Below are 23,115 nucleotides of genomic sequence, written 5' to 3' on the forward strand. Positions count from 1 at the left end.
CATGATTCGCTACCTCGGACTCCGCGTGCTGCAGGCGATCGCCGTCCTGTGGGCGACGTTCACCGTGTCGTTCGCCGTGCTGTTCCTCCTGCCGTCCGACCCGGTGAGCATCGCCGTCGACTCGGCGTCCACCGGGACGACGGTCGACGCGGCGGCCGTCGCGGAACTGCAGGCGCGGTACGGACTCGACCAGCCGGTGTGGGTGCAGTACTGGAACTCGCTGAGCCACGCCGTCCGCGGTGACTTCGGGTACTCGATCGCCACCGGGCAGTCGGTGACCGAGGCCATCGGCAACGCGGTGCCCAGCACTCTCGCGCTGGCGTCCGCGGCGCTGGTCCTCGCCGTCGTGTTCGGGGCGGGGGTCGCGTTCCTCGCCACCTACACGCGGGTCCACTGGGTGCGGAACCTGCTGTTCTCCCTGCCCCCGCTCGGTGTCGCGGTGCCGACGTTCTGGGTGGGCCTGATTCTGCTGCAACTGTTCTCGTTCAGGCTGAAGGCCTTCCCCGCGTTCGGCGATCAGGGGGTCGCGACGCTGGTGCTGCCGGCGGTGACGCTCGCGCTCCCGACCGGGGCCGTCATCGCCCAGGTGCTCGCGGCGAGTCTGCAGACCACGTGGCGGCAGCCGTTCATCGAGGCCGCGCGGGCGAAGGGGGCGTCGCGCTGGCAGATCCAGACCCGGCACGCGCTGCGCCTGTCGAGCATTCCCGCGTTCACCATCGCCGGTGTGCTCGTCGGCAATCTGCTGGCGGGATCGGTCGTCGTCGAGACGGTGTTCTCCCGCGCCGGGGTGGGGCGGCTCACCCAGACTTCCGTGATGGCGCAGGACATTCCGGTGGTCCAGGGCATCGTGGTGTTGAGCTCGCTCGTCTACGTCCTCGTCAATCTCGCCGTGGATCTGCTCTACCCGCTGATCGACCCCAGGATCGTCGAGGGCAGGCGGAGTTCCGAGCGCAGCGACACCGTCGCGAATGTGGAGGAGAAGGTTCATGTCTGACATCCTCACCAGAGAACTGATCGAGGAGGCCGAGGGTTTCGGCCCTCCGCCGGTCGACGCGCCTCCCACAGTCGCGCCCCGTCCGCACGGCCGCGGACGCCGCGTGGTGGCGTGGTGGCGTCGCAACCTCGTGCTCGTCGCCTCGGCGGCGGTGCTCCTCGTCGCGGTCGGATTCGCGGTGGCGCCGTCGGTGTTCGCGAGCGGCGACCCGCTGGTCGGGGTGCCCGCGCAGAAGCTGCAGGCGCCGAGTGCCGCGCACTGGTTCGGCACCGACAACATCGGACGCGACGTGTACACCCGGGTGGTGCACGGAGCCGGATTGTCGCTGACCGCGACACTGCTGGCAGTGGGCATCGCACTGGTCGTCGGTTCGCTGATCGGACTGCTGTCCGGGGCCCTCGGAGGTGCTCTGGACGCCGTCCTGATGCGGGTCGTCGACGTCCTCCTCTCGATCCCGGCGCTGCTGCTCTCGCTGGCACTGGTGACCGCACTGGGATTCGGCACGGTCAACGTCGCGATCGCGGTGGGCGTGTCGCTGATCGCGAACTTCGCCCGCGTGATGCGGTCGGAGGTGCTGCGGGTGCGGCGGTCGCTGTACGTCGAGGCCGCGTTCGCGTCGGGTGTCCGCTGGCACACGGTGCTGCGCCGCCACGTGCTGCGGAACTCGTACGCGCCCGTCGTCGCGCTGGCGGCGGTCGAATTCGGCATGGCGGTCCTCGCGGTGTCGTCGCTGAGCTTCCTCGGGTTCGGCGCGGTGCCGCCCACCCCGGAATGGGGCTCGCTGATCTCCGAGGGACGGAACTACCTCGCCACCGCGTGGTGGATGACAACCCTGCCCGGACTGGTGATCGTGGCCGTCGTGCTGTCGGCGCACCGGCTCGGGCATGCACTCGAACAGAGAGAAGTGCGATGAGCGCGAACGACACTCCGCTGCTGCAGGTCTCCGGACTGCGGGTGGCGTACGGGAGCGCGAGCGAACCCGTCGTGGCCGTGCAGGGCGTCGACCTCACGGTCGCGCGCGGTGAGGTGGTGGCCGTGGTCGGCGAGTCCGGCTCCGGGAAATCCACCACGGCGCACGCCATTCTCGGACTGCTCAGCGGATCCGGGCGGGCCGTCGCCGGCACCGTCACGTTCGACGGTGAGCGTCTCGACACCAAGTCGGAACGCGCACTCGAACGCGTCCGCGGCGCCCGGATCGGCCTCGTTCCGCAGGACCCGACGACGTCGCTCAACCCGGTCCTGCGGGTCGGCGCCCAGGTGGCGGAGGTGCTCCGGATCCACGGTCTCGCCGACCGGCGGACGGCAGGCATCGAGGCGGTGCGCATTCTGGCCGAGGCCGGGATCGACGAGCCCGAGGTGCGGGCGCGGCAGTACCCGCAGGACCTGTCCGGCGGGCAACGGCAGCGTGTCCTGATCGGGATCGCCCTGGCGTGCAGCCCCGAACTCGTGATCGCGGACGAACCGACCAGCGCCCTCGACGTCACCGTGCAGCGCCGGATCCTCGATCATCTCGACGCGCGGATCGCCGAATCCGGCACCGCGGTCCTGCTGATCACGCACGATCTGGGTGTCGCGGCCGACCGGGCCGACCGGATCGTGGTGATGAGCCAGGGCGAGGTGGTGGAAGCCGGCCCCACCCGTCAGATCCTCGAGAACCCACAGCACGAGTACACCCGCACCCTGCTGGCCGCGGCGCCGAGCCTGTCGGTGGGACAGGACCGCACCCGCGGCGAGGAGGCGGGCGGAGCCGGCCCCGACGTCCTGCTGCGCGTCTCCGAGGTGTCCAGGACGTTCAGGATCGACCGGCGCACGTCGATCGACGCCGTCCGGGACGTGTCGTTCGAGGTTCCCCGCGGGCGCACCCTGTCGTTGGTGGGGGAGTCCGGGTCGGGCAAGTCCACGGTGGCCCGGATCGCGATCCGGCTGGAGTCGCCCACCGCGGGCCGCGTCGAGTTCGACGGCCGGGACATCACCGGTCTGCGCGGCGGCGCGCTGCGGGCACTGCGCCGGCGGGTGCAGATCGTGTACCAGAACCCGTACGCCTCCCTCGATCCGAAGCTGGCGATCGCGGACATCGTCGCGGAACCGCTCGGTGCGTTCGGTGTCGGAACCAGGGCGGAGCGGGCCGCGCGGGTGGCCGAACTGCTCGAACAGGTCGCGTTGCCGCGCACCTACCTCGAACGCCGGCCGGCCGAGCTGTCCGGCGGGCAACGTCAACGGGTCGCCATCGCCCGCGCGCTCGCTCTGCGCCCCGAACTCGTGGTGCTGGACGAACCGGTGTCGGCCCTGGACGTCTCGGTGCAGGCGCAGATCCTCGGACTGCTCGAGAGCCTGCAACGCGACCTCGGGCTGAGCTACCTCTTCATCTCGCACGACCTCGCCGTGGTCCGGCAGATCAGCGACACGGTCGCGGTGATGCGGTCCGGCCGCATCGTCGAATCGGGCACCGCGGCCGACATATTCGACAACCCGCGCCACGACTACACCCGGCAGCTGCTCGACGCCATCCCGGGACGGTCCGTCGGGCGCCCACGTTCCGCACAGCTGGAGGAATCGATTCATGCCTGAGCCACACCGTCTCGTCGCCGTCGATCTGTACGGCACGGGGATTCATCCGCAGTCCTGGCGTCGCCAGGACTCGCGCGCCGAGGACCTCTTCACCGCCGCCTACTGGACCGGCCTGATCGGGCAGGCCGACTCGGCCGGCGTGGACCTCGCGTTCGTCGGCGATTCCTTCGCGATCGCCACGACCGGACATGCCGATCAGCGTGGGCAACTGGACGCCGTGGCGATCACCGCCCGAGCCGTCGCGTCCACCGAGCGCATCGGCCTCGTCCCCACGGTGACCGTCACGCACACCGAACCGTTCCACGTGTCCAAGGCGATCGCCAGCCTCGACCACGCGTCGGGCGGCCGGGCCGGGTGGCAGGTCGACGTGTCCTCCGGTCAGGTCCAGGCGGATCTGTTCGGGCGCAAGGACGCGCAGGACGCCGAGAATCTGTGGGCGGAGGCGGCCGACGCGATCGAGATCGTCGGCCTGCTGTGGGACAGCTGGGAGGACGACGCCGAGATCCGCGACGTGGCCACCGGCCGTTTCATCGACCGGGACAAGCTGCACTACATCGATTTCGAGGGAGACCACTTCTCCGTCAAGGGTCCCTCGATCACGCCGCGGTCGCCGCAGGGGCAGTCGCTGATCGTGATCGGTGCGCGGGACGAGCACGCCACCCGGGTCGCCGCCGCCCGCGCCGACGTGATCCGCATCGCCGCGCCCACCGTCGACGCCGCGCGCGACGTCGCGGTCCGGGTGCGACGTGCTGCGGCCGAGGCCGGTCGCGACCCCGCGACGCTGCGGATCCTGCTCGACGTCGAGGTGGTGATCGCCGAGACCGCCGATGCCGCCGAGCGTGACCTCGCGCAACTCGAGAACTGGTCCGGCGCCCGGTACGAGCCGGCGTCGGTTCTCTACCGCGGCGACGCGCCGGGACTGGCCCGGCTGATCACGGACGTGGCGGCCACCGGGGACGTCGACGGCGTCACCCTGCGGCCGCTGGCGCTGCCGTCCGGCCTGGATGCCATCACCTGCAGCGTCCTGCCCCTGCTGCGCTCGAACGACCCGGCCCCGGGCGGCGGACTGCTCCGGGAACGACTCGGCTTCACCCGTCCCGCCAACCGCTTCGCCGGACAGGACTGACAGCATGAGCAACCAGCGCAAGCAAATTCACCTCGCCGCACACTTTCCCGGCGTCAACAACACCACCGTGTGGAGCGACCCCGAATCGAAGAGCCAGATCGACTTCGACTCGTTCGTGCACCTCGCGGAGACCGCCGAACGCGGCCTGTTCGACTTCTTCTTCCTCGCCGAGGGCCTGCGCCTGCGCGAGCACCGGGGCCGGATCCACGACCTCGACGTGGTGGGCCGCCCCGACACGTTGACGGTGCTCGGCGCACTCGCCGGCGCGACGACCCATCTGGGCCTGGCCGGGACGATCAACACGACGTTCAACGAACCGTACGAGCTGGCACGGCAATTCGCTTCACTCGACCACCTGTCCGGTGGCCGGGCCGCCTGGAACATGGTGACGTCCTCGGACGCGTTCACGGGGGAGAACTTCCGGCGCGGAGGATATCTCGACAAGGCCGACCGCTACGTCCGCGCCGGCGAAGTGATCCAGGGCGCCCGAAAGTTCTGGGACAGCTGGGATCGGGACGCACTGCAGATCGACCGTGCCCGGGGAGTGTTCGCCCCGGACCAGTCGATCCGCGAGGTCACGCACTCCGGCGCACAGTTCGACATCCGGGGACGCTTCACCGTTCCCCGGAGCCCACAGGGGCACCCGGTGTTGCTGCAGGCCGGCGATTCCGACGAGGGCCGTGAATTCGGCGCCGCCCAGGCCGACGCGATCTTCACCATCCACGGATCACTCGAGGACGGCCGGAAGTTCTACTCGGACGTCAAGGGCAGGCTCGCGAAGTACGGGCGCGGCCACGACGACCTCAAGGTGCTGCCCGCAGCGACGTTCGTACTGGGCGACTCCGCGGCGGACGCGGCCGAACGCGCCGACCACATCCGGCATCAGCAGGTGGGACCGCAGACCGCGATCGCGTTCCTCGAACAGGTCTGGGGGCGTGATCTTTCCGGGTACGACCCGGACGGACCGCTGCCGGACGTCGAGCCGGCGGAAGACTCGACCATCACCCGCGGCCGGGTCCGCCACGCGAAGGACCCGCGCGAGATCGCGGGCCAGTGGCGGGCGAAGGCGGAAGCCGAGAAACTCAGCATCCGGGAACTGATCATCGCCGTCACCACCCGCCAGCAGTTCGTCGGAACCCCCACCGAGGTGGCCGAGGAGATCGACCGCTACGTGCAGGCCGACGCGTGCGACGGCTTCATCCTGGTACCGCACCTCACTCCGGCCGGGCTGGACGAGTTCGTCGAGAAGGTGGTCCCGGAGTTGCAGAACCGCGGCAGTTTCCGCTCCGAGTACTCGGGGACGACCCTGCGCAGCCATCTCGGACTGCGCCATCCGCATCATCAGACAGAAGGAGTTCGGGCATCATGACCGCAGTCACCGAAGACGCGACATTCGAGCAGGGCTGGCAGGACTGGCATTCGGCGCGCGAGGACTACTTCCGCGAACCGCTGGGCTGGCTGAGCCTCACGGCGCTGCACTGGCTCGTCGAGACCGACACCACGTTCCCCGACCTGCCCGGCAAGTGGCGGGCCGACGCGGACGGCCTGATCGTCACGGCCCCGGCCGACGCCGGTCTCGAGATCGACGGCGAGACGGTCGACGGCACGGCGACGCTCGCACCGCAGGAGGGCGCCCCCGGTCTGCTCGTACGCCACGGCAATCGCACCGTCGAGGTGATCCGCCGGACCGGCGACGTCGCCCTGCGGATCCACGACCCCGAGGCCGCCACCCTCGCCGCGTTCACCGGCATCCCGGCGTTCCTGCCGGCACGGCAGTGGGCGGTGCCGGCAACGTTCACCCCGTTCCCGCAGTCCCGCGTCGTGACGACGGGTGCCGTCGTCGAAGGGCTCGAGCACCACCACACGGCGCTGGGGTCGCTCGCCTTCGAGTACGACGGCGCCGCACACGAACTCGTTGCGTTCGCGGGCAAGGACGGTGGGCTGCAGGTGCTGTTCACCGATGCCACCAGCGGGGTCAGCACGTACCCCGCGGCACGGTCGCTGGCCGTCGACGCCCCCGCCGCGGACGGCCGGGTGATCCTCGACTTCAACCGGGCGTCCAACCTGCCGTGCGCGTTCACCGACTACGCCACCTGCCCGGTCGCGCCCGCCGAGAACCGGCTGACGCTCGCGGTCGAGGCCGGCGAGAAGAACCCGCGGTAGGCATGACCGACAAGCAGGTCGTGCTCGGGGCGGCGGCGCCCGCGGGCCGGACGGATTTCGCCGTCCTCGCGGACGCCGCCCGCACCGCGGAACGGGGACGGTTCGACTTCTTCCTCGCCGACGGCGTCATCGCGGCGAACGCGCTGGCCGGATTCACGGACGCGGTGGGGCTCGCGGCGACGCTGGACACGACCTCCGCCGAACCGTTCGACGTGGCCCGCCGGTTCGCCTCGCTCGATCACCTGTCCGGCGGCCGGGCGGCGTGGAACACCGTGGCCCCTGCCGGCGGGCGGGCCGCCGAGTTCGTCGGCACCGCCCGCACCCTGTGGGATTCCTGGGCCGAGGGCGTCGTGACCCTCGACCGCGGCGCGGGGCGGTTCGTGTCGGATCCCACCGCAGGCGCGTTCTATCACCGGGGCAGGCACTTCGACATCGGCGGACGCTTCACCGTCCCCCGCAGCCCGCAGGCGCAACCGGTGGTGATCGTGTCCGGCGACGGCCCGGAAGCCCGGGATCTCGCCGCCCGCCACGGCGACGTGATCATCGCTCCGCTGGGCACGTTCGAGTCCGCTCACGCCGCCTACACCGACGTCGCGCGCCGGACGGTCGACGCAGGCAGGCCCGCCGGTGCGGTGAAGGTCCTGTTCACCGCGACGTTCGCGGGCACCGCCGTATCCGTCGCGGACCGGATCGTCCGGTGGGTCCGCGAGGACGCCGCGGACGGGTTCGTCCTGCCCTCCCTTCTCAGCCCGGACGGACTCGACCCGTTCGTCGACACGGTGGTGCCGTTGCTGCAGGACCGTGGTGTTCTGCGCACCGACTACACCACCGCCACGCTGCGGCAGCACCTCGGACTCGGTGCCCCGCCCAGCCATCGTGCCGTCAATCCCCGCTCTCTCCAGAAAGTGCCCTCATGACCACTCCGTTGTCCGTTCTCGATCTGTCGCCCGTCAGCGAGGGCGCCACCGCCCGCACGGCGCTGCGGAACACCGTCGACCTCGCCCAGCACGCCGAGGCGTGGGGATACAAGCGGTACTGGGTGGCCGAGCACCACTTCGTCGGTGTCGACAGTTCCTCGCCGGCCGTGCTCGTCGGGATCCTGGCCGCGGCGACCAGCACGCTCCGGATCGGTGCCGCCGCCGTGCAGCTGGGGCACACCACCGCGGCCGCCGTCGTCGAGGCGTTCGGCACAGTCGACGCGCTGTACCCGGGTCGCCTGGACCTCGGGCTCGGACGGTCGGGCCAGCGGCGGGCCGAGGCGTTGAAAGCGGTTGCCGAACGCAACAACCAGCCGGCCCCGCCCCGCAGGGAGACCGAGATCCGCGACGGCGTGGTGATCCCGGCGCCGTTCGACCCGTCCGGGCTCCTGCTGTCCCCGCGGCTCGCGGCGGCGCAGTCGGTGCTGCAGCAGCCCGGCGCGCTGTCGCCCGCATTCGACCAGCAGGTCGACGACATCCTGGCACTGCTCGGCGGCACGTACCGCACCCCGGACGGGATCGAACTGCACGCGAGTCCCGGTGAGGGCGCGGACGTCGAGGTGTGGGTGTTCGGGAGCAGCGCGGGGCCGAGCGCCGAACTGGCAGGCCGGCTGGGGCTGCCGTTCGGCGCGAACTATCACGTGAGCCCGTCGACGACCCTCGAAGCGGTCGAGGCCTACCGCGCCGCGTTCCGCCCGTCGCCGAGTCTGCCGAAGCCGTACGTCGTCGTCTCCGCCGACACGGTCGTGGCGGAGGACGACGCGACCGCGCAGGAACTGGCGTCGACGTTCGGGCACTGGACGCACAGCATCCGTAGTGGGCACGGCGCGATCCCGTACCCCGACCCCGCGCACACCGCACCGCTGGGCGACACGGAACGCGCGCTCGTCGAGGACCGGCTGATCACCCAGTTCGTGGGGGCACCGGCCACCGTCGCGGACAAACTCGACAGTCTGCGAAGGCTCACCGACGCCGACGAACTGGTGATCACCAGCGTCACCCACGATCACACCGACCGGTTGCGCTCCTACGAACTGCTCGCGGCCGAGTGGGGACTGCCGAGGTTGCTCGCCGCCTGAGAGCGCGATGATTGAACGCTGGTCCAATTGGGAATCCCAGGCCCATGGACACAGCAAATGCACCTGTGCCCGAGTCCCATGACGAGCTGGTCGAGCAGCTACGGCAGTACCTGAGCTCGATCACGTCGACGGAACTCGGTCCCGACGACGACTACTTCACCCTGGGACTGGTGAGTTCGTTGCGGGCACTGGAGATCGTCACGTACATCGAAGGCTCCCACGACGTCGTGGTCGAGGTGGAGGATCTCGACCTCGACAACTTCCGCACTGCGGCCCGGGTTGCGGGGTTCATACGGAGGAAGCGGGGCGAGCAGCTTCGTGCGACGGACGGGGCGTCGCCGTGATCGGAATCGACACATTGGTCGCCTCCGCCGAGATCGACGCCGGCAACTGGGACGAGACCGGGCTGCCGGTCGAGGTCATCGAGGCCGCCGCGAAGGCGGGTGTCCTCGGGCTGGACCGGACGACGGAGTGCCGGGGGCTGGGCCTGAACGCCGCCGAACTCGGCTCGGTCGCAGAAAGACTGGGGGCGGTCTGCACGTCGTTGCGGTCGCTGCTGACCGTGCAGGGGATGGTGAACGCCGCGGTCGATCGGTGGGGCACCGCCGAACAGCGGGCGAGGTGGTTGCCCGCCCTGACGACGGGTGAGCTCCTCGCCGGATTCGCCGCCACCGAAACCGGGGCGGGCAGCGACCTCTCCTCTGTGGCTACCAGTTTCGAGGAGCACGGCACGGACCACCGCATCACGGGGCGGAAACTGTGGGTCACGTTCGGCGAGGTGGCGGACGTCCTGCTCGTCCTCGGCCGGTCGCAGGCCGGGCTGACCACCGCACTGGTCGAGACGGACGCGCCGGGGGTGACCGTCGAACCGCTCCACGGTCAGCTGGGCATGCGCGGCGCCCGGATCGCGCACATCGCGCTGGACGGCGTCGTCGTCCCCGCCGACCACCTGATCGCACCGCCGGGATTCGGACTGTCCCACGTGGTCGGAACGGCCCTCGACCACGGCCGGTACACCGTGGCGTGGGGGTGCGCCGGCATGGCGCGCGGGTGCCTCGCCGACGCCGTCGCGCACGCCTCCACCCGGGTGCAGGGCAGTGCCGTGTTGTCCGAGCACGACTCGGTCCGTGCGATCCTCGGGCGCAGCTGGGTCGACGCGGCCGGCGCCCGCGCGCTGTGCGAACGGGCCGCCGAACAACGCGATGCGCGTGAGCCGAGCGCGCTGTTCACGACGATCGCCGCGAAGTACGCCGCCGCCCGCGTCGCCGCATCGGTGAGCCAGCAGGCGGTCCAGGTGCTCGGTGCCGCCGGGTGTGCCCCCGGCAGCAGGGTGGGCCGCTTCTTCCGTGACGCGAAGGTCATGCAGATCATCGAGGGCTCGACCGAGGTCGCCGAACTCCAGATCGGTGACTACGTGCTCGGGGGAGGTGTGCGATGACGGCAGACCCGCCGGTCACGATCGAGTCCGTCGCGCTGTGGTTCCCCGACGACGAGGTGACCGTGGCGGGACTGCCGGAACTCGACGAACTCCCGATCGCGCAGCGCGAGCACGCGCTGGCACTGGGCATCGACACGGTGCGGATCGGAATCGGTCTCGCCGAGGTGGATCTGGCGCAGGCCGCGGCGGAGGAGGCGCTCCGCACGTCCGGCCTCGACGCCACCCAGCTCGACGCGCTGCTGCTCGTGCAGGGCCGGGTTCCGCAGTATCTGCTCGCGTCCGAGGCGACGCGGCTGCAGCACCGACTCGGCGCGACCCAGGCGTTCACGACCGGGGTGGGGGACCTCGGGTGCGTGTCCGTCTCGGCGGCGTTCACGCTCGCGTCGGCGATGCTCCGCGGCGACCCCCGCTGCCAGAACGTGCTCGTCGTCGCGGCGGCGAAGACACCCACCCGGTCGCGGTACCGGCCGCCGATGACGCTCCTCGGCGACGGCGCCGCCGCGGTCCTGCTGACGACGTCGGGGACGGGACGGTACGAACTCGTCGACCAGATGATCCGCAGTGACGGAAAATACGCCGACCTGTTCCACATCGACTACCGCGACGTCCGCGAAGCCGACTGGGTCGAGGAATGCGCCGACGAACCCACGTACTCGTTTCGCCTGGCGGTCGAGAGCAGGAAGCGGTTCACGGAGATCAACGCGGAGCTGCTGGCCCGGAACGGGGTGCAGCAGGACGGGATCGGCGTGTTCCTCATGCAGAACCTGTCGCTCGGTGCGTTCGCGTTCTGGCAGGAGGCACTCGACGTCGCGATCGATCCCGTCTGCCGCGACAACCTGGCCCGGTACGGCCATCTCGGCTCCGTCGACGTGGTGGCGAATCTCGAGCGCGTGGCGTCCGCGCAGGCGCCCGGCGACTACTGCGTGATCATGAACAGCAGTCCGGTCGCGGCGTGGAGCAGTGCGCTGCTCCGGCGCCTGCCGGACCGGCCCGGGCGCGGGGCGTGATCGCGATGGCGCCGACGGTCAAGTGCATGGTCTGGGATCTCGATGACACCATCTGGGACGGCGTCGTCCTCGAACAGGACGCCCCGGTGCCGACCGCGGACGCCCTCCGCGCCCTGGACGTGCTCGATCGGCGCGGAATCCTGCACGCCGTGGCGAGCCGCGGCGAATTCGAACCCGCCGCCGCGCACCTGCGGATGCACGGCATCGAGGAACTGTTCTGCGCCATCGACGTCGGGTGGGGCCCGAAGTCGGAGGCCGTGCGCCGCATCGCGGAGACCCTGAACCTGGGTCTCGACACCATTGCCTTCGTCGACAACGATCCCGTCGAGCGCGCCGAGGTGTCCGAGGCGCTGCCCCCGGTGCGGTGTTATCCCGCCGAGCAGATCGCGTCGTTCCCCGACCTTCCCGAGTTGACCCCGCCCGCCGTCACCGCGGAGGCGAGGCAGCGGAGGGCGCTGTACCGCGCCGAACGGATCCGGCAGGTGAGCGAACAGGAGTTCCACGGGTCGAACACCGAGTTCCTGGGCGCGCTGGACCTGGTCATGACGGTCCGCAGGGCGAACGAGGACGACCTCGAACGCGCGCACGAACTGACCGTGCGGTCTCATCAACTCAACACGACGGGACGCACTTTCGGGATCGACGAACTGCGCGGGCTCTGCGCCTCCGACGATCACGAGGTGCTCGTCGCGTCGCTCGCCGACCGGTTCGGCGGGTACGGCACGATCGGTCTCGCGGTCTCGGAGATCCGCGGCGACGATTCCGTCCTGCAACTGCTGCTGATGTCGTGCCGGGTGATGTCGCGTGGCGTCGGGACGGCGCTGATCCGGCACGTCGTGGAGCGGGCCCGCGCCCACGGCAGGCGGGCGCTCGCCGAGTTCGTGCCGACCGACGTCAACCGGGTCATGCTGGTGACGCTGCGATTCGCGGGCTTCGACGTCGTCGACCCGAATCCCGGCCGGATGCTGCTGCTGTGCAACGACATCCGGAGTGCGGCGGCACCGAACGCCGATCACGTCACGGTCGTCTCGGGAGACGTGACGCCATGACGGACGTGGTCTCGAGCGGCGGAGTGACGTCCGGGATCCTCCGCCAGTGCAGGCGGGTTCCCGGCCGGATCGCGGTCGTGGTGGGCGACCGTGCGCTGACGTACCGCGAACTCGACTCGGCGAGCGAGGCATTGGCGCGCAGGCTCGCGGCCCTCGGCGTGCGACCGGGCCAGGTGGTGCTGATCCATCAGCGGCAGAGCGTCGAGACGGTCGTCGGGATGATCGCGGCTCTGCGGCTGGGCGCGGCGTGGTGCGTGATCGAGCCCGGACATCCGGTGGGGCAACTCCGCGCACTCCTCGGCGACATCGACTGCGGTGCCATCGTCTTCGGGTCCGCGGATCCCAAGACGTCGCCGGAGACGATTCGGGCACTGGCCCGTAGTGCGGGCGGACGTGTTCCGGCACTGCACGACCGGGATGCGAGCCCCGCGCCCGGAGACGAACCGGCGGCCGAACTTCCCGCGGACGTGCCCGCGGCCACCCCGGCGTACGTGATCACGACGTCCGGTTCCACCGGCATCCCCAAGGCCGTCGTCGCGAGCCGCGCCAATCTCGCGAGCATGGTCGACGGCCGCAACTACGACTACGACGAGGACGACCTGGTCACGTTCTCCGCGTTCCGCCTCACGTGGGACGGCTCCCTGCTGAAGACCCTCTGGGCGCTGTGCGCCGGCGGCACCAGCGTGCTCCCTGCCGCGCACGAACTGATGGACGCCGAGGCGGTCGCCGCGCTCGCCCGGACGTGGCGGGCCACCCACCTGGTGGCGACTCCGTCGTTCTACCGGCTGCTGCTGCCGCACCTCGCCCCGCTGTGCGAGCGCCTGCGGTTGGTGACGCTTGCGGGAGAAGCCCTTCCGGGGGTGCTCGTCGCCCAGCACCGGGCGGTGCTGCCGGGTGTTCCGCTGAGCAACGAGTACGGTCCGACCGAGACCACGGTCAGCTGTCTCGCCCATCCGGTGCGCGACGTCCCCGCCTCGATCGCGCCGATCGGCAGACCGCTGGGCGCGAGCACGGCGTACGTCCTCGACGCGAAACTGGTCGAGGTGCCGTACGGGGCGGTCGGGGACCTGTACATCGGCGGTCCCCAGATTTCCGAGGGCTACGCGTCCCGCCCGGGCGCCACCGCGGCCCGGTTCGTCGCCGACCCCTTCGCGGAGCGGCCGGGCGCCCGGATGTATCACACGGGCGACCTCGCGCGCGTCGACCCGCACGGCGACATCGAATTCTGCGGCCGGTTCGACGGGCAGGTGAAGGTGCGGGGCGCCCGCGTCGAGAGGCACGCGGTGGAGGCCGCGCTGGAAAGTCATCCCGCGATCCACCAGGCCGTGGTCCTCGCGACCGCCGACGAACACGGGGAGACCACACTGACCGCGTTCTGGGTGCCCGCGGCCACGGCGACCGTGCTGCCCACACCCCGCGACCTGATCGCGCACTGCGCCGAACGCCTCGTCGCGCAGGCCGTGCCCGACCGTTTCCTCGCGCTCGGCGCGCTTCCGCTCGCCCCGAGCAGCAAGGTGGACGAGGCGGCGTTGCGCCGGCTGCTCCCCGGCGGAGGTGGTGGCGTTGCCTGAGCACCGTCCCGGGACGGCCGGCAACGCCGAGACACCGTTCCCGCTGTCCTCCGCGCAGTACGAGGCGTGGCTGGCGCAGCAACTGGCCCCCGACGTGCCGCTGTGCATCGCCCAGTACGTCGAGGTGCACGGCGACCTGGACGTCGACGTCCTGCGCGCGGCCACCGTCGCGACCGCGGACGAATTCGGATCACCGTTTCTCCGGTTGATGGACAGGGACGGTCAGCCGTTCCAGATGGTCGACCCCGCCGCGGACCGCTCGATCGGGTTCGTCGACTTCCGCGACGACCCCGAACCGGTGGACGCCGCCCGCCGGTGGATGCGCGCCGACTGCGAGACCCCGCTCGATCCGACCCGCGACCGGCTCGTCGAATCGTCGATCCTCCGGGTCGGTGACGAACACTACTTGTGGTACAGCAAGATTCACCACGTCGCCCTGGACGGCTACGGTGCGATGACGATGCTCAACCGCATCGCGGCCCGGTACTCCGCGCAGGTGCTCGGCCGGGAACCGGCACCGGGCGAGGCCGCGGACCCCCGGCATCTGTACGACGCCGACCAGCAGTACCGGTCGTCGAGTCGCTTCGCGGCGGACCGGCAGTACTGGGCCGATCGGATCAGCGGTCTCGGACCCGGATCGACCCTGGCGCGGCGGACCGGGCCCGCGGTCGCCACGAGCACCGACGCCGCGGGGCCTCTCCCGGACGCCGCGGAGCGAGCGCTGGGCGGCGCAGGCACCCACGGAACCGCCGCGATCATCGCCGCGTTCGCCTGCTACCTGTCGAGGATGACGGGCCGCCGGGACGTGCTCGTGAAGATCCCGGTGTCGGCGCGCACCACCGCAATCCTGCGACGGTCCGGCGGGATGGTCGCGGGTGTCGTGCCGCTTCCCGTGCGGATCCGCTCCGAGGACACCGTGGGACAACTGGTCGAGCGGGTGCAACTGGACCTGATGGGTGCGCTGCGGCACCAGCGTTTCGGGCTCGGCGACATCCGGCGCGACGCGGGCGCCGCTGCCGCGGAGTCGCTGTCGGGACCGATGGTCAACGTGATGCTCTTCCATCAGGAACTCGCCCTCGGGCCGCTCGTCGGCGAATACCACATCGTCACGTCCGGACCGGTCGAGGACCTGCTCGTCAACGTGTACCAGAGCGGCTCCCCGGTCCGGACCGTCGTCCACTTCCTGGCCAACCCCCACCGCTACGACGCCGGCGAGGTCGGTGCCCATCACCGGCGGTTCGTGGACCTGCTCGGCGACTTCCTCGCGGCAGACCCGGACGCCCCCGTCGGCACCGTCCACGAGGAGACGGCCCGGCTCGACTTCTGGACGCGCACCCTGGCGGGCGCGCCCCCACTGCTGGATCTGCCCACCGATCGTCCGCGCCCCGCACGGCCGTCCCGGCGCAGCGCCGCCGTCGACGTCGAATTGGACCCGGAACTGCGGCGCGGGCTGACAGCGCTCGCCGAGGCGCACCGCACGGACGCCGCCACCGTCGCGCACGCGGCCCTGGCACTGGTGCTGGCACGATCGGCCCGTACCGGCGACGTCGTCCTCGGCACGCGGACGGATGCCGACGTGGTGGTATCGCGGACCCGGGTGCGCGGCGCCGACCGGTTCGGCGACGTCGTCGACACGGTCCGGGACGCCGCCGCGCAGGCGTTCGCCCACCGTGGCGTGCCAGTGGAGGCCGTCGCCCTGGCACTCGACCCGCCGCGGTCCGCGTCCCACGCACCGCTCTTCCAGGTGCTGCTCGAATTCTCGGACTCCGGTGGGGAACTCGGCGACCTCGATCTGCGGGTGACGGTGTCGGACACGACGGCCCGCTTCGCCTACGCGACGGACCTGTTCGACGCCGCCACCGTGGACGGGCTCGCTCGGCGGTTCGTGTGCACCGCCGCGACGGGTGTCGCGGATCCGTCCGTCGCGGTCGGCGACATCGACCTCGCCAATCCGGCCGAACAGGCCCTCGTACGGGAATGGTCGATCCGGCAGACGGACGCCGCCGGCGAAACCACGCTCGGCGCGCTGTTCGCCGACCGGGCCGCACGGAACCCCGGCGCCACCGCCGTCGTGTCGGGTGGTGAGCGCATCACGTACGGCGACCTCGACGCCCGGTCGAACCGCCTTGCCCGGCAACTCCTCTCGCTGCGGGTGGGCCCGGAGTCGATGGTCGCCGTCGCACTGCCGCGGACGGCAGCGCTCGTCGTCGCACTCGTGGCGGTCGTCAAGGCCGGGGCCGCGTACGTGCCCGTCGACGCGGATCACCCCGGTGAGCGTTCGGCCCTCGTCGTCGCCGACGCCCGTCCGGTGTGCGTGCTCGCGACCCGGGACTCCGCGGCCACGCTGCCCGTCTCGGATGTTCCGGTCCTGCTTCTCGATTCGGCGGACCCCGAAATCGACGGCCGCTCCGCGGACCCGCTGACCGATACGGAACGGGCACCGGCCGATCCGGACTCGCTGGCCTACGTCGTCTACACGTCGGGATCGACGGGGCGGCCGAAAGGCGTTGCGGTGTCGCACCGCAACGTGGTCTCCCTCTTCACCGGCACCCGGGACCTGTTCCGGTTCGACGACGCCGACGTGTGGACGATGTTCCACTCCCCGGCATTCGACTTCTCGGTGTGGGAGTTGTGGGGCGCGCTGCTGCACGGCGGCACCCTCGTCGTCGTCGACCTCGACACCGCCCGGACACCCCCCGCGTTCCTCGCGCTGCTGCGCCGCGAGCGGGTGACGGTGCTGAGCCAGACCCCGACCGCGTTCTCCCAGCTGATCGAGGCCACCGAGGCCGACGCCGCCGCAGGCCCGACGTCGCTGCGCTACGTCGTGCTCGGCGGCGAGGCGCTCGACTTCGGGCAGCTGGAACGCTGGTACTCCCGCCGCGGCGAGGACGCGCCCGTGCTCGTGAACATGTACGGCATCACCGAGACGACGGTGCACGTCACCCACCTCCCGCTCGGCCGCGCGCTCGCCGCCGCCGCGTGGACGAGCGGGATCGGACGGGCGATTCCCGGGCTTCGGGTGTCGGTGCTGGACGCGCGGCTGCATCCGGTGCCGGTCGGTGTGGCCGGCGAACTGTACGTGGCGGGACCACAGGTGGCACGCGGCTACCTCGGCCGCGCCGGGCTCACCGCGTCCCGCTTCGTCGCGGACGCGTCGGGGGACCGGATGTACCGGACCGGGGACGTGGTGCGGTGGCGGCGGGACGGAAGCCTCGACTACCTCGGACGCGACGACCTGCAGGTCGAGATCCGCGGCTTCCGGGTGGAACTCGGCGAAGTGGAGTGGGTGCTGGGCCGGTGCGACGGTGTCGCGCAGGCCGTGGTGACGCTGCACGAGGATCCGGTGACCGGACCGGCGCCCGCCGCGTACGTGGTGCCCGAGGCGGGTGCGGTCGTCGACCCGGGGGCCGTGCTGGAGTTCGCGGCAACCGCGCTGCCCTCGTACATGGTCCCGGCGTCGGTGACGGTCCTCGAGCGCGTGCCGCTCACCGTGAACGGGAAACTGGACCGGGCGGCACTTCCGGCGCCCGCCAACGACTCCGGCGCCGACTTCGTGGCAGCGGGCACCCCCGCCGAGGAGGCGATCGCGGTCGTGTTCGCCGCGCTGCTCGGCGTGCCCGCGGTCGGCGTCGACGACGACTTCTTCGCGCTCGGCGGCAACTCGCTTGTCGCGGCGAAGGTCGTGGCGCGGATTCAGGCTGTGCTCGGTGCGGCCGTGGGAGTGCGCGACGTCTTCGAGGCGCGGACGGTGCGGACGCTCGCCGCCCGTGTGGCGCGGGCGGACTCGGCGAGCAGGCCGCCGCTGGTGGCCACCGACCGGTCCGCGGCGGCGCCGGTGTCGCTGGCGCAGACGCGGATGTGGTTCCTCGACCAGTTCGACACGACGTCGCCCGCCTACAACATCGCGGCGGCCTTCCGGTTGCGCGGCCCCCTCGACGTCGATGCACTGCACGCGGCGCTGACGGACGTAGTGGACCGGCACGAGGCGCTGCGGACGATCTTCCCGATGCGCGGCGACACGCCCGTGCAGTCGGTGATTCCGGCGGCGGACGCGGTGCGCCGCCTCCGCGCGGTCCCGGTGTCGAGGGAGAGCGAACTCCGGGACCGGCTCGCCGCGGCACTGTCCGCGGGCTTCGAGGTCACCGCGCAGGTTCCGTTGCGGGCGCACCTGTTCGAGATCGGTCCGCGTGATCACGCCCTGGCCCTGGTGGTCCACCACATCGCGGCGGACGCGTTGTCGCTGGGACCGCTCGCCCGGGACGTGACGTCCGCGTACACCGCGCGGGCGCGGGGGGACGCGCCGGACTGGGTGCCGCTCCCGGTGCAGTACTCCGACTACAGCGTCTGGCAGCGGACCCTGCTCGGAGCGGAGGACGATCCGGACTCGCTGATGTCCCGCCAACTCGGGTACTGGCGTGCCGCGCTCGCCGACGCGCCGATCGTGACGGACCTGCCGATGGATCGCCCACGCCCCGAGCACCGGACGCTCGCCGGCGCGCGGGAGGCGTTCGACATCGGGGACCGCCTGCACCGGAAGGTGGTCGCCCTGGCGCGGGAACACGATGCGACGGTGTTCATGGTGACCCACGCGGCGTTCGCGGTCCTGGTGTCCCGCCTGGGGAGCACCGCCGACGTGATGATCGGATCGGCGGTGGCGGGGCGCGGAGAGGCCGTCCTCGACGACGTGGTCGGGATGTTCGTCAACACCATGGCGCTGCGCACCCCGGTCCGCGGCGCCGACTCATTCGCCGCGGTGCTCGCCGCCGTGCGGGACCGCGATCTGGAGGCGTTCGCGCACGCGGAGGTGCCGTTCGAGCGGGTCGTCGAGGCGCTCGCGCTCCCACGCACCACCGCCCACGCCCCGCTGTTCCAGGTGCTGTTCGAATTCCAGGACGTCGAGCGGCCCACCCCGAGCCTGCCGGAACTGGACGTGGACGAGATCGACCTCGGTGTCTCCGTCTCCACGTTCGACCTGCAGCTGACGCTGGCCGAACGGTTCGGGGAGAACGGGGCGCCCGCCGGGATCAGCGCCGGATTCACCTATGCCACCGACATCTTCGACGCCGCGACCGTCCGGAAGTTCGCCGAACGGTACGTGCGGCTCCTCGACACGGTGGTCGCGGACCCGGACGTTCCGCTGGCCCGGTTCGATCTGCTGTCCGCAGGCGAACGCGAGGCGCTGGTGCCCGTGCGCGGGCGGCCCACCGGCACCACCCGGCTGCTGCCGGAGATCCTCGCCGCCGCGGCCGCCCGGGACCCGCACGCCGTCGCGCTGTCGTACGGCAACGCGGTGATGTCGTACCGCGAACTCGACGACTGGTCGAACCGTCTCGCGTGGGTGCTGATCCGCCGCGGAATCGGGCCGGAGGACCACGTGGCGATCGGGCTCGTCCGATCCGTGGAACTGGTGGTGGCGGTGTGGGCGGTGGCGAAATCGGGTGCGTCGTTCGTGCCGGTGGATCCGAGCCTGCCGTCCGCGAGGATCACCGACATCCTCGCCGACTGCGGGGCCGTGGTGGGACTCACCGTCGCCGAACAGCGCGACCGGATGCCGGACGGCGTGGAATGGCTGCTCCTCGACTACCCGGGTCCGACGCGGAGATGGGAGTCCCGGTCGATCACCGACGAGGACCGGGTCGTGCCGCTGCGACCGGACCACCCGGCGTATCTGATGTACACGTCCGGGTCGACGGGCGCGCCGAAGGGCGTCGTGATCCCCCATGCGGGGTTGCAGAACTTCACGATCGATCAGCGCACGCGGTATGCGACGACGAACGCGTCGCGTGTGCTGAATCTCGCGTCGCCCGGGTTCGACGCGACGATGCTCGAATACCTGATGGCGTTCGGCGCGGGCGCGCGACTGGTGATCGCGGCGCCGCACGTGTACGGCGGCGCCGCGCTGACGGAACTGCTGGCGGCAGAACGGATCACCCACGCGTTCGCGACCCCGGCGGTCCTGGCCACGATCGACCCGCGCGGTCTGCGTTTGCTGCGCGCCCTGGTCGTCGGCGGGGAGCGCTGCCCGCCGGAGTTGCTGGCCCGCTGGGCGGCCGGGCGCACCCTGCTCGTCGGCTACGGCCCGACGGAGACGACGGTGATGTCGAACATCGGCGACCCGATGACCCCGGGCGACCCCGTGCGGATCGGCCACCCGATGCGTGGCGTCCGCGAACTCGTCCTCGACGAGTGGTTGCGGCCGGTGCCCGTCGGTGTGGTGGGTGAGCTGTACGTGCTGGGGGACGGTCTGGCACGCGGCTACCACCGGCGGGCCGGAGCGACCGCCGCCGCGTTCGTCGCGAACCCGTTCGACCATCCGGGCTCGCGCATGTACCGCACCGGGGATCTGATGCGGTGGACGAAGGACGGGCGGCTGGAATATCTGGGCCGCAACGACTTCCAGGTCAAGCTGCGCGGCCAGCGGGTCGAGCCGGGGGAGGTGGAAGCGGCGCTCACCCGCTGCCCCGGTGTCGCGCAGGCGGTGGTCGTGGTGCGCCGCACACCCGCCGCCGAGGCGGTCCTCGCCGGGTACGTCACGGCCGAGGACGGCGCGGATCTCGACACCACGGAGGTGCTGCAGTTCGCCGGATCGGTGCTCGCCCCGTTCATGGTGCCCGCCTCGGTGACCGTCCTCGACCGGCTTCCGCTCGGCGCCAACGGCAAGGTCGACCGGCACGCGCTGCCGGAACCCGAATTCGCCCCTCGCATCTTCCGTGCGCCCGGCACCCCGTTCGAGTCCGCGGTGGCCGACGTGTTCGCCGAGGTCCTCGGGACCGGCGTCGTCGGAGCCGACGACGACTTCTTCGCGTCCGGGGGCAACTCGCTGACCGCAACACAGGTGGTTGCGCGCATCAACTCCGCGCTCGGTGCGGACGTCGGTGTGCGGGACGTGTTCGAGGCCCCGACCGTGCGGGCGCTCGCGGCGCGGATCGCCCGGGAGACCGCGGGCGGCGAGGTCCGGCCCGCGGTGGCGGTGCCCCGGCGCCCCGACCCGGTGCCGCTGTCGTGGGCGCAGCACCGGATGTGGCTTCTCAATCAGTTCGACCCGTCCTCGCCCGCGTACAACGTCGCGATGATCGTCCGGCTGTCGGGCGACCTCGACGTCGACGCGCTGACCGCCGCCCTCGCCGACGTCGTGGAGCGGCACGAATCGCTCCGCACCCGGTACCCGTACGGCGACACCGGACCCACCCAGGTGATCGTCGGCGCGGGGCACATCGCGCAACTCACCGTGTCGACGTCCGAAGATCCGGTACCCGGACAGATCTCGGAACTCGTGTCCGCAGGATTCGACGTCGCCGCCGAAGTGCCGATGCGGGCACGGCTGTTCACACTCGGCGACCGGGAGCACGTCCTCGTCGTCGTGGTGCACCACATCGCGGCCGACGGGTTCTCGATGGTCCCGCTCGCCCGCGACGTGCTGACGGCCTACACCGCGCGGTCCGAGGGCTGCGCGCCGGGATGGGAGCCGCTGCCGGTGCAGTACCCCGACTACACCGTGTGGCAGCGGGAACTCCTCGGCTCGCAGGACGACCCACACTCCCTGCTCTCCCGGCAACTCGACTACTGGCGGTCGGCGCTCGCCGATGCGCCCGCCGTGACCGACTTGCCCACCGACCGTGACCGCCCGCCCCGCCGATCGGCCGCCGGCGACCGGGTGACATTCACGATCGGCGCCGACCTGCACCGCGAGGCGGTGGCCTTGGCGCGGACCCGGCGGTGCACCGTGTTCATGATCGTGCACACGGCCCTCGCCGTGTTGCTGTCCCGCTCGGGTGGTTCCGGCGACGTGGTGATCGGGTCACCGGTCGCCGGCCGTGGCGAGGCCGTCCTCGACGACGTGGTGGGCATGTTCGTCAACACGCTCGTGCTGCGGACCCACGTGTCGGGGACGTTCGACACTCTGCTCGCACGGGTCCGCGAGACCGATCTCGCGGCCTACGCCCACGCCGACGTGCCGTTCGAGCGGGTGGTGGAGGCGCTGAACCCGCCTCGCTCCCAGTCTCATTCACCCCTGTTCCAGGTGTTGCTCGAGTTCCGGAACACCGAGCACCCCGATCTCACGCTCCCGCACCTCGAAGCCCAGGTCCTCGAACCCGACGTCGAGGTCTCCCTCTTCGACCTGCACCTGACGGTGCGGGAGCGGTACGACGACTGCGGAACACCGGAAGGGTTGACGGCCGGATTCACCTATACGACCGACCTCTTCGACGAGGCGACCGTGCAGGCCCTCGCCGGAAGGTTCACCCGGATCCTCGCCGCGTTCGTCGCGGATCCGAGTTTCCCCGTCGGCGACGTCGACCTGCTGACCCCGGACGAGCACACCCGCATCCGTGAATGGAGTACCGCGGCCGGGACGTTCGTGCTCGATCCCCGGCTGCAGCTCACCCCCGAGGAGGTGAGCGGCGAGGTGTATGTCGCCGACACGCGGGAGTCCCACACGTCGGCGCGCGCGGCGGCCACCACGTTCGTGGCGAACCCGTTCGGATCCCCGGGCTCCCGGATGGTCCGCACGGGCGCGCTCGCCCGGTGGAACCGGTCCGGACGACTGCTGACGGTCGACGCCGCCGGATCCCCGGCACGGTCGGTCGCGGACGTCGTCGAGAGTCACCCGGCGGTCCGTGAGGCCGTGGTCCTCACGACCGCAACCGGTGTCACCGCCTTCTGGGTGCCTGCGGCCGCGGCGGCCGTGCTGCCGATGGCGGAGGACCTGCGGGAGTTCAGCGCCGGACGGCTCGACGCCCGCTCCGTGCCCACCCGTTTCGTCGCACTCGGGGCCGTCCCGCGAACGGCGGGCGGCGAGGTGGACGAGAACGCGCTGCGCGCACTCGTGTCCGAGGCGGAGCCGGCGGTGCGGCCACGCTGGACGACACTGCAACGGTCGGTGGCCGAACACTGGGCGGCCGTGCTGGGGCACGACGACTTCGGTCCCGAAGACGGATTCTTCGACGTCGGCGGCAACTCCCACCGCGTCGTGGAACTGCAGCGGCGTCTCGACGGACAGTGGCCCGGCGCCCTGCGGGTGGGCCAGTTGTTCGACCTCGTCACCGTGGCGGCGCAGGCCGAGGCGCTCTCGCATTCCACCGACAGCGAGGCGCCCGCGCCCGCCACCTACGAGTTCTGACCAGCAGGGAGGAGGCAACCGT

The 23,115-nt window shown here is 71.5% G+C and carries 14 protein-coding genes; all 14 read left to right on the forward strand.

What is annotated here, in order from left to right:
- Position 1: 1 nt before the first annotated feature.
- Genes CJ179_RS18435 through CJ179_RS18500 form a run of 14 tightly spaced genes read left to right on the forward strand, consistent with a single transcriptional unit; the run spans position 2 to position 23,093 of the window.
- Positions 2 to 994 carry an ABC transporter permease gene (locus tag CJ179_RS18435; RefSeq protein ID WP_072947126.1) on the forward strand — a complete coding sequence of 331 codons (993 nt, stop codon included), beginning with the start codon at positions 2 to 4 and terminating at the stop codon, positions 992 to 994.
- A complete protein-coding gene (locus CJ179_RS18440; RefSeq protein ID WP_095862453.1) occupies positions 987 to 1,907 on the forward strand; it encodes an ABC transporter permease in 921 nt (306 codons plus the stop codon). Before CJ179_RS18435 ends, CJ179_RS18440 begins: the two co-directional genes overlap by 8 nt.
- Positions 1,904 to 3,562 (forward strand): ABC transporter ATP-binding protein, encoded by a 1,659-nt coding sequence (locus tag CJ179_RS18445; protein WP_095862454.1) that lies wholly within the window; start codon positions 1,904 to 1,906, stop codon positions 3,560 to 3,562. Before CJ179_RS18440 ends, CJ179_RS18445 begins: the two co-directional genes overlap by 4 nt.
- Positions 3,555 to 4,688: an LLM class flavin-dependent oxidoreductase gene (locus tag CJ179_RS18450; RefSeq protein ID WP_095862455.1), complete on the forward strand. Its 1,134-nt coding sequence runs from the start codon at positions 3,555 to 3,557 to the stop codon at positions 4,686 to 4,688. The genes CJ179_RS18445 and CJ179_RS18450 overlap by 8 nt, the downstream gene beginning before the upstream one ends.
- Positions 4,689 to 4,692: 4 nt before the next feature.
- Positions 4,693 to 6,057, forward strand: a complete 1,365-nt coding sequence (locus CJ179_RS18455; protein WP_095862456.1) for an NtaA/DmoA family FMN-dependent monooxygenase — start codon at positions 4,693 to 4,695, stop codon at positions 6,055 to 6,057.
- Positions 6,054 to 6,851 carry a DUF1684 domain-containing protein gene (locus tag CJ179_RS18460; RefSeq protein WP_095862457.1) on the forward strand — a complete coding sequence of 266 codons (798 nt, stop codon included), beginning with the start codon at positions 6,054 to 6,056 and terminating at the stop codon, positions 6,849 to 6,851. Before CJ179_RS18455 ends, CJ179_RS18460 begins: the two co-directional genes overlap by 4 nt.
- A 2-nt stretch (positions 6,852 to 6,853) precedes the next feature.
- The gene (locus CJ179_RS18465) at positions 6,854 to 7,768 is read left to right on the forward strand and encodes an LLM class flavin-dependent oxidoreductase (protein ID WP_095862458.1); all 915 of its coding nucleotides are present in this window, start codon (positions 6,854 to 6,856) and stop codon (positions 7,766 to 7,768) included.
- The gene (locus tag CJ179_RS18470; RefSeq protein ID WP_095862459.1) at positions 7,765 to 8,907 is read left to right on the forward strand and encodes an LLM class flavin-dependent oxidoreductase; all 1,143 of its coding nucleotides are present in this window, start codon (positions 7,765 to 7,767) and stop codon (positions 8,905 to 8,907) included. The genes CJ179_RS18465 and CJ179_RS18470 overlap by 4 nt, the downstream gene beginning before the upstream one ends.
- Positions 8,908 to 8,951: 44 nt before the next feature.
- Entirely contained in the window at positions 8,952 to 9,251 is a 300-nt protein-coding gene (locus tag CJ179_RS18475) for an acyl carrier protein (RefSeq protein ID WP_072947118.1), read from the forward strand.
- Complete coding sequence (locus CJ179_RS18480; RefSeq protein ID WP_072947117.1) at positions 9,248 to 10,345, forward strand: acyl-CoA dehydrogenase family protein; 1,098 nt, start codon at positions 9,248 to 9,250, stop codon at positions 10,343 to 10,345. Before CJ179_RS18475 ends, CJ179_RS18480 begins: the two co-directional genes overlap by 4 nt.
- Positions 10,342 to 11,352, forward strand: a complete 1,011-nt coding sequence (locus CJ179_RS18485; protein ID WP_072947116.1) for a 3-oxoacyl-ACP synthase — start codon at positions 10,342 to 10,344, stop codon at positions 11,350 to 11,352. The genes CJ179_RS18480 and CJ179_RS18485 overlap by 4 nt, the downstream gene beginning before the upstream one ends.
- Positions 11,349 to 12,401, forward strand: a complete 1,053-nt coding sequence (locus CJ179_RS18490) for an HAD family hydrolase (RefSeq protein ID WP_095862737.1) — start codon at positions 11,349 to 11,351, stop codon at positions 12,399 to 12,401. Before CJ179_RS18485 ends, CJ179_RS18490 begins: the two co-directional genes overlap by 4 nt.
- A complete protein-coding gene (locus CJ179_RS18495; protein ID WP_095862460.1) occupies positions 12,398 to 13,972 on the forward strand; it encodes an amino acid adenylation domain-containing protein in 1,575 nt (524 codons plus the stop codon). The genes CJ179_RS18490 and CJ179_RS18495 overlap by 4 nt, the downstream gene beginning before the upstream one ends.
- Positions 13,965 to 23,093: an amino acid adenylation domain-containing protein gene (locus tag CJ179_RS18500; RefSeq protein ID WP_373560145.1), complete on the forward strand. Its 9,129-nt coding sequence runs from the start codon at positions 13,965 to 13,967 to the stop codon at positions 23,091 to 23,093. Before CJ179_RS18495 ends, CJ179_RS18500 begins: the two co-directional genes overlap by 8 nt.
- Positions 23,094 to 23,115: the final 22 nt, after the last annotated feature.

Origin of the sequence: Rhodococcus sp. ACS1 (assembly GCF_002300155.1) — a bacterium.
In the GTDB taxonomy this organism is placed as follows: Bacteria; Actinomycetota; Actinomycetes; order Mycobacteriales; family Mycobacteriaceae; genus Rhodococcus_F; species Rhodococcus_F koreensis.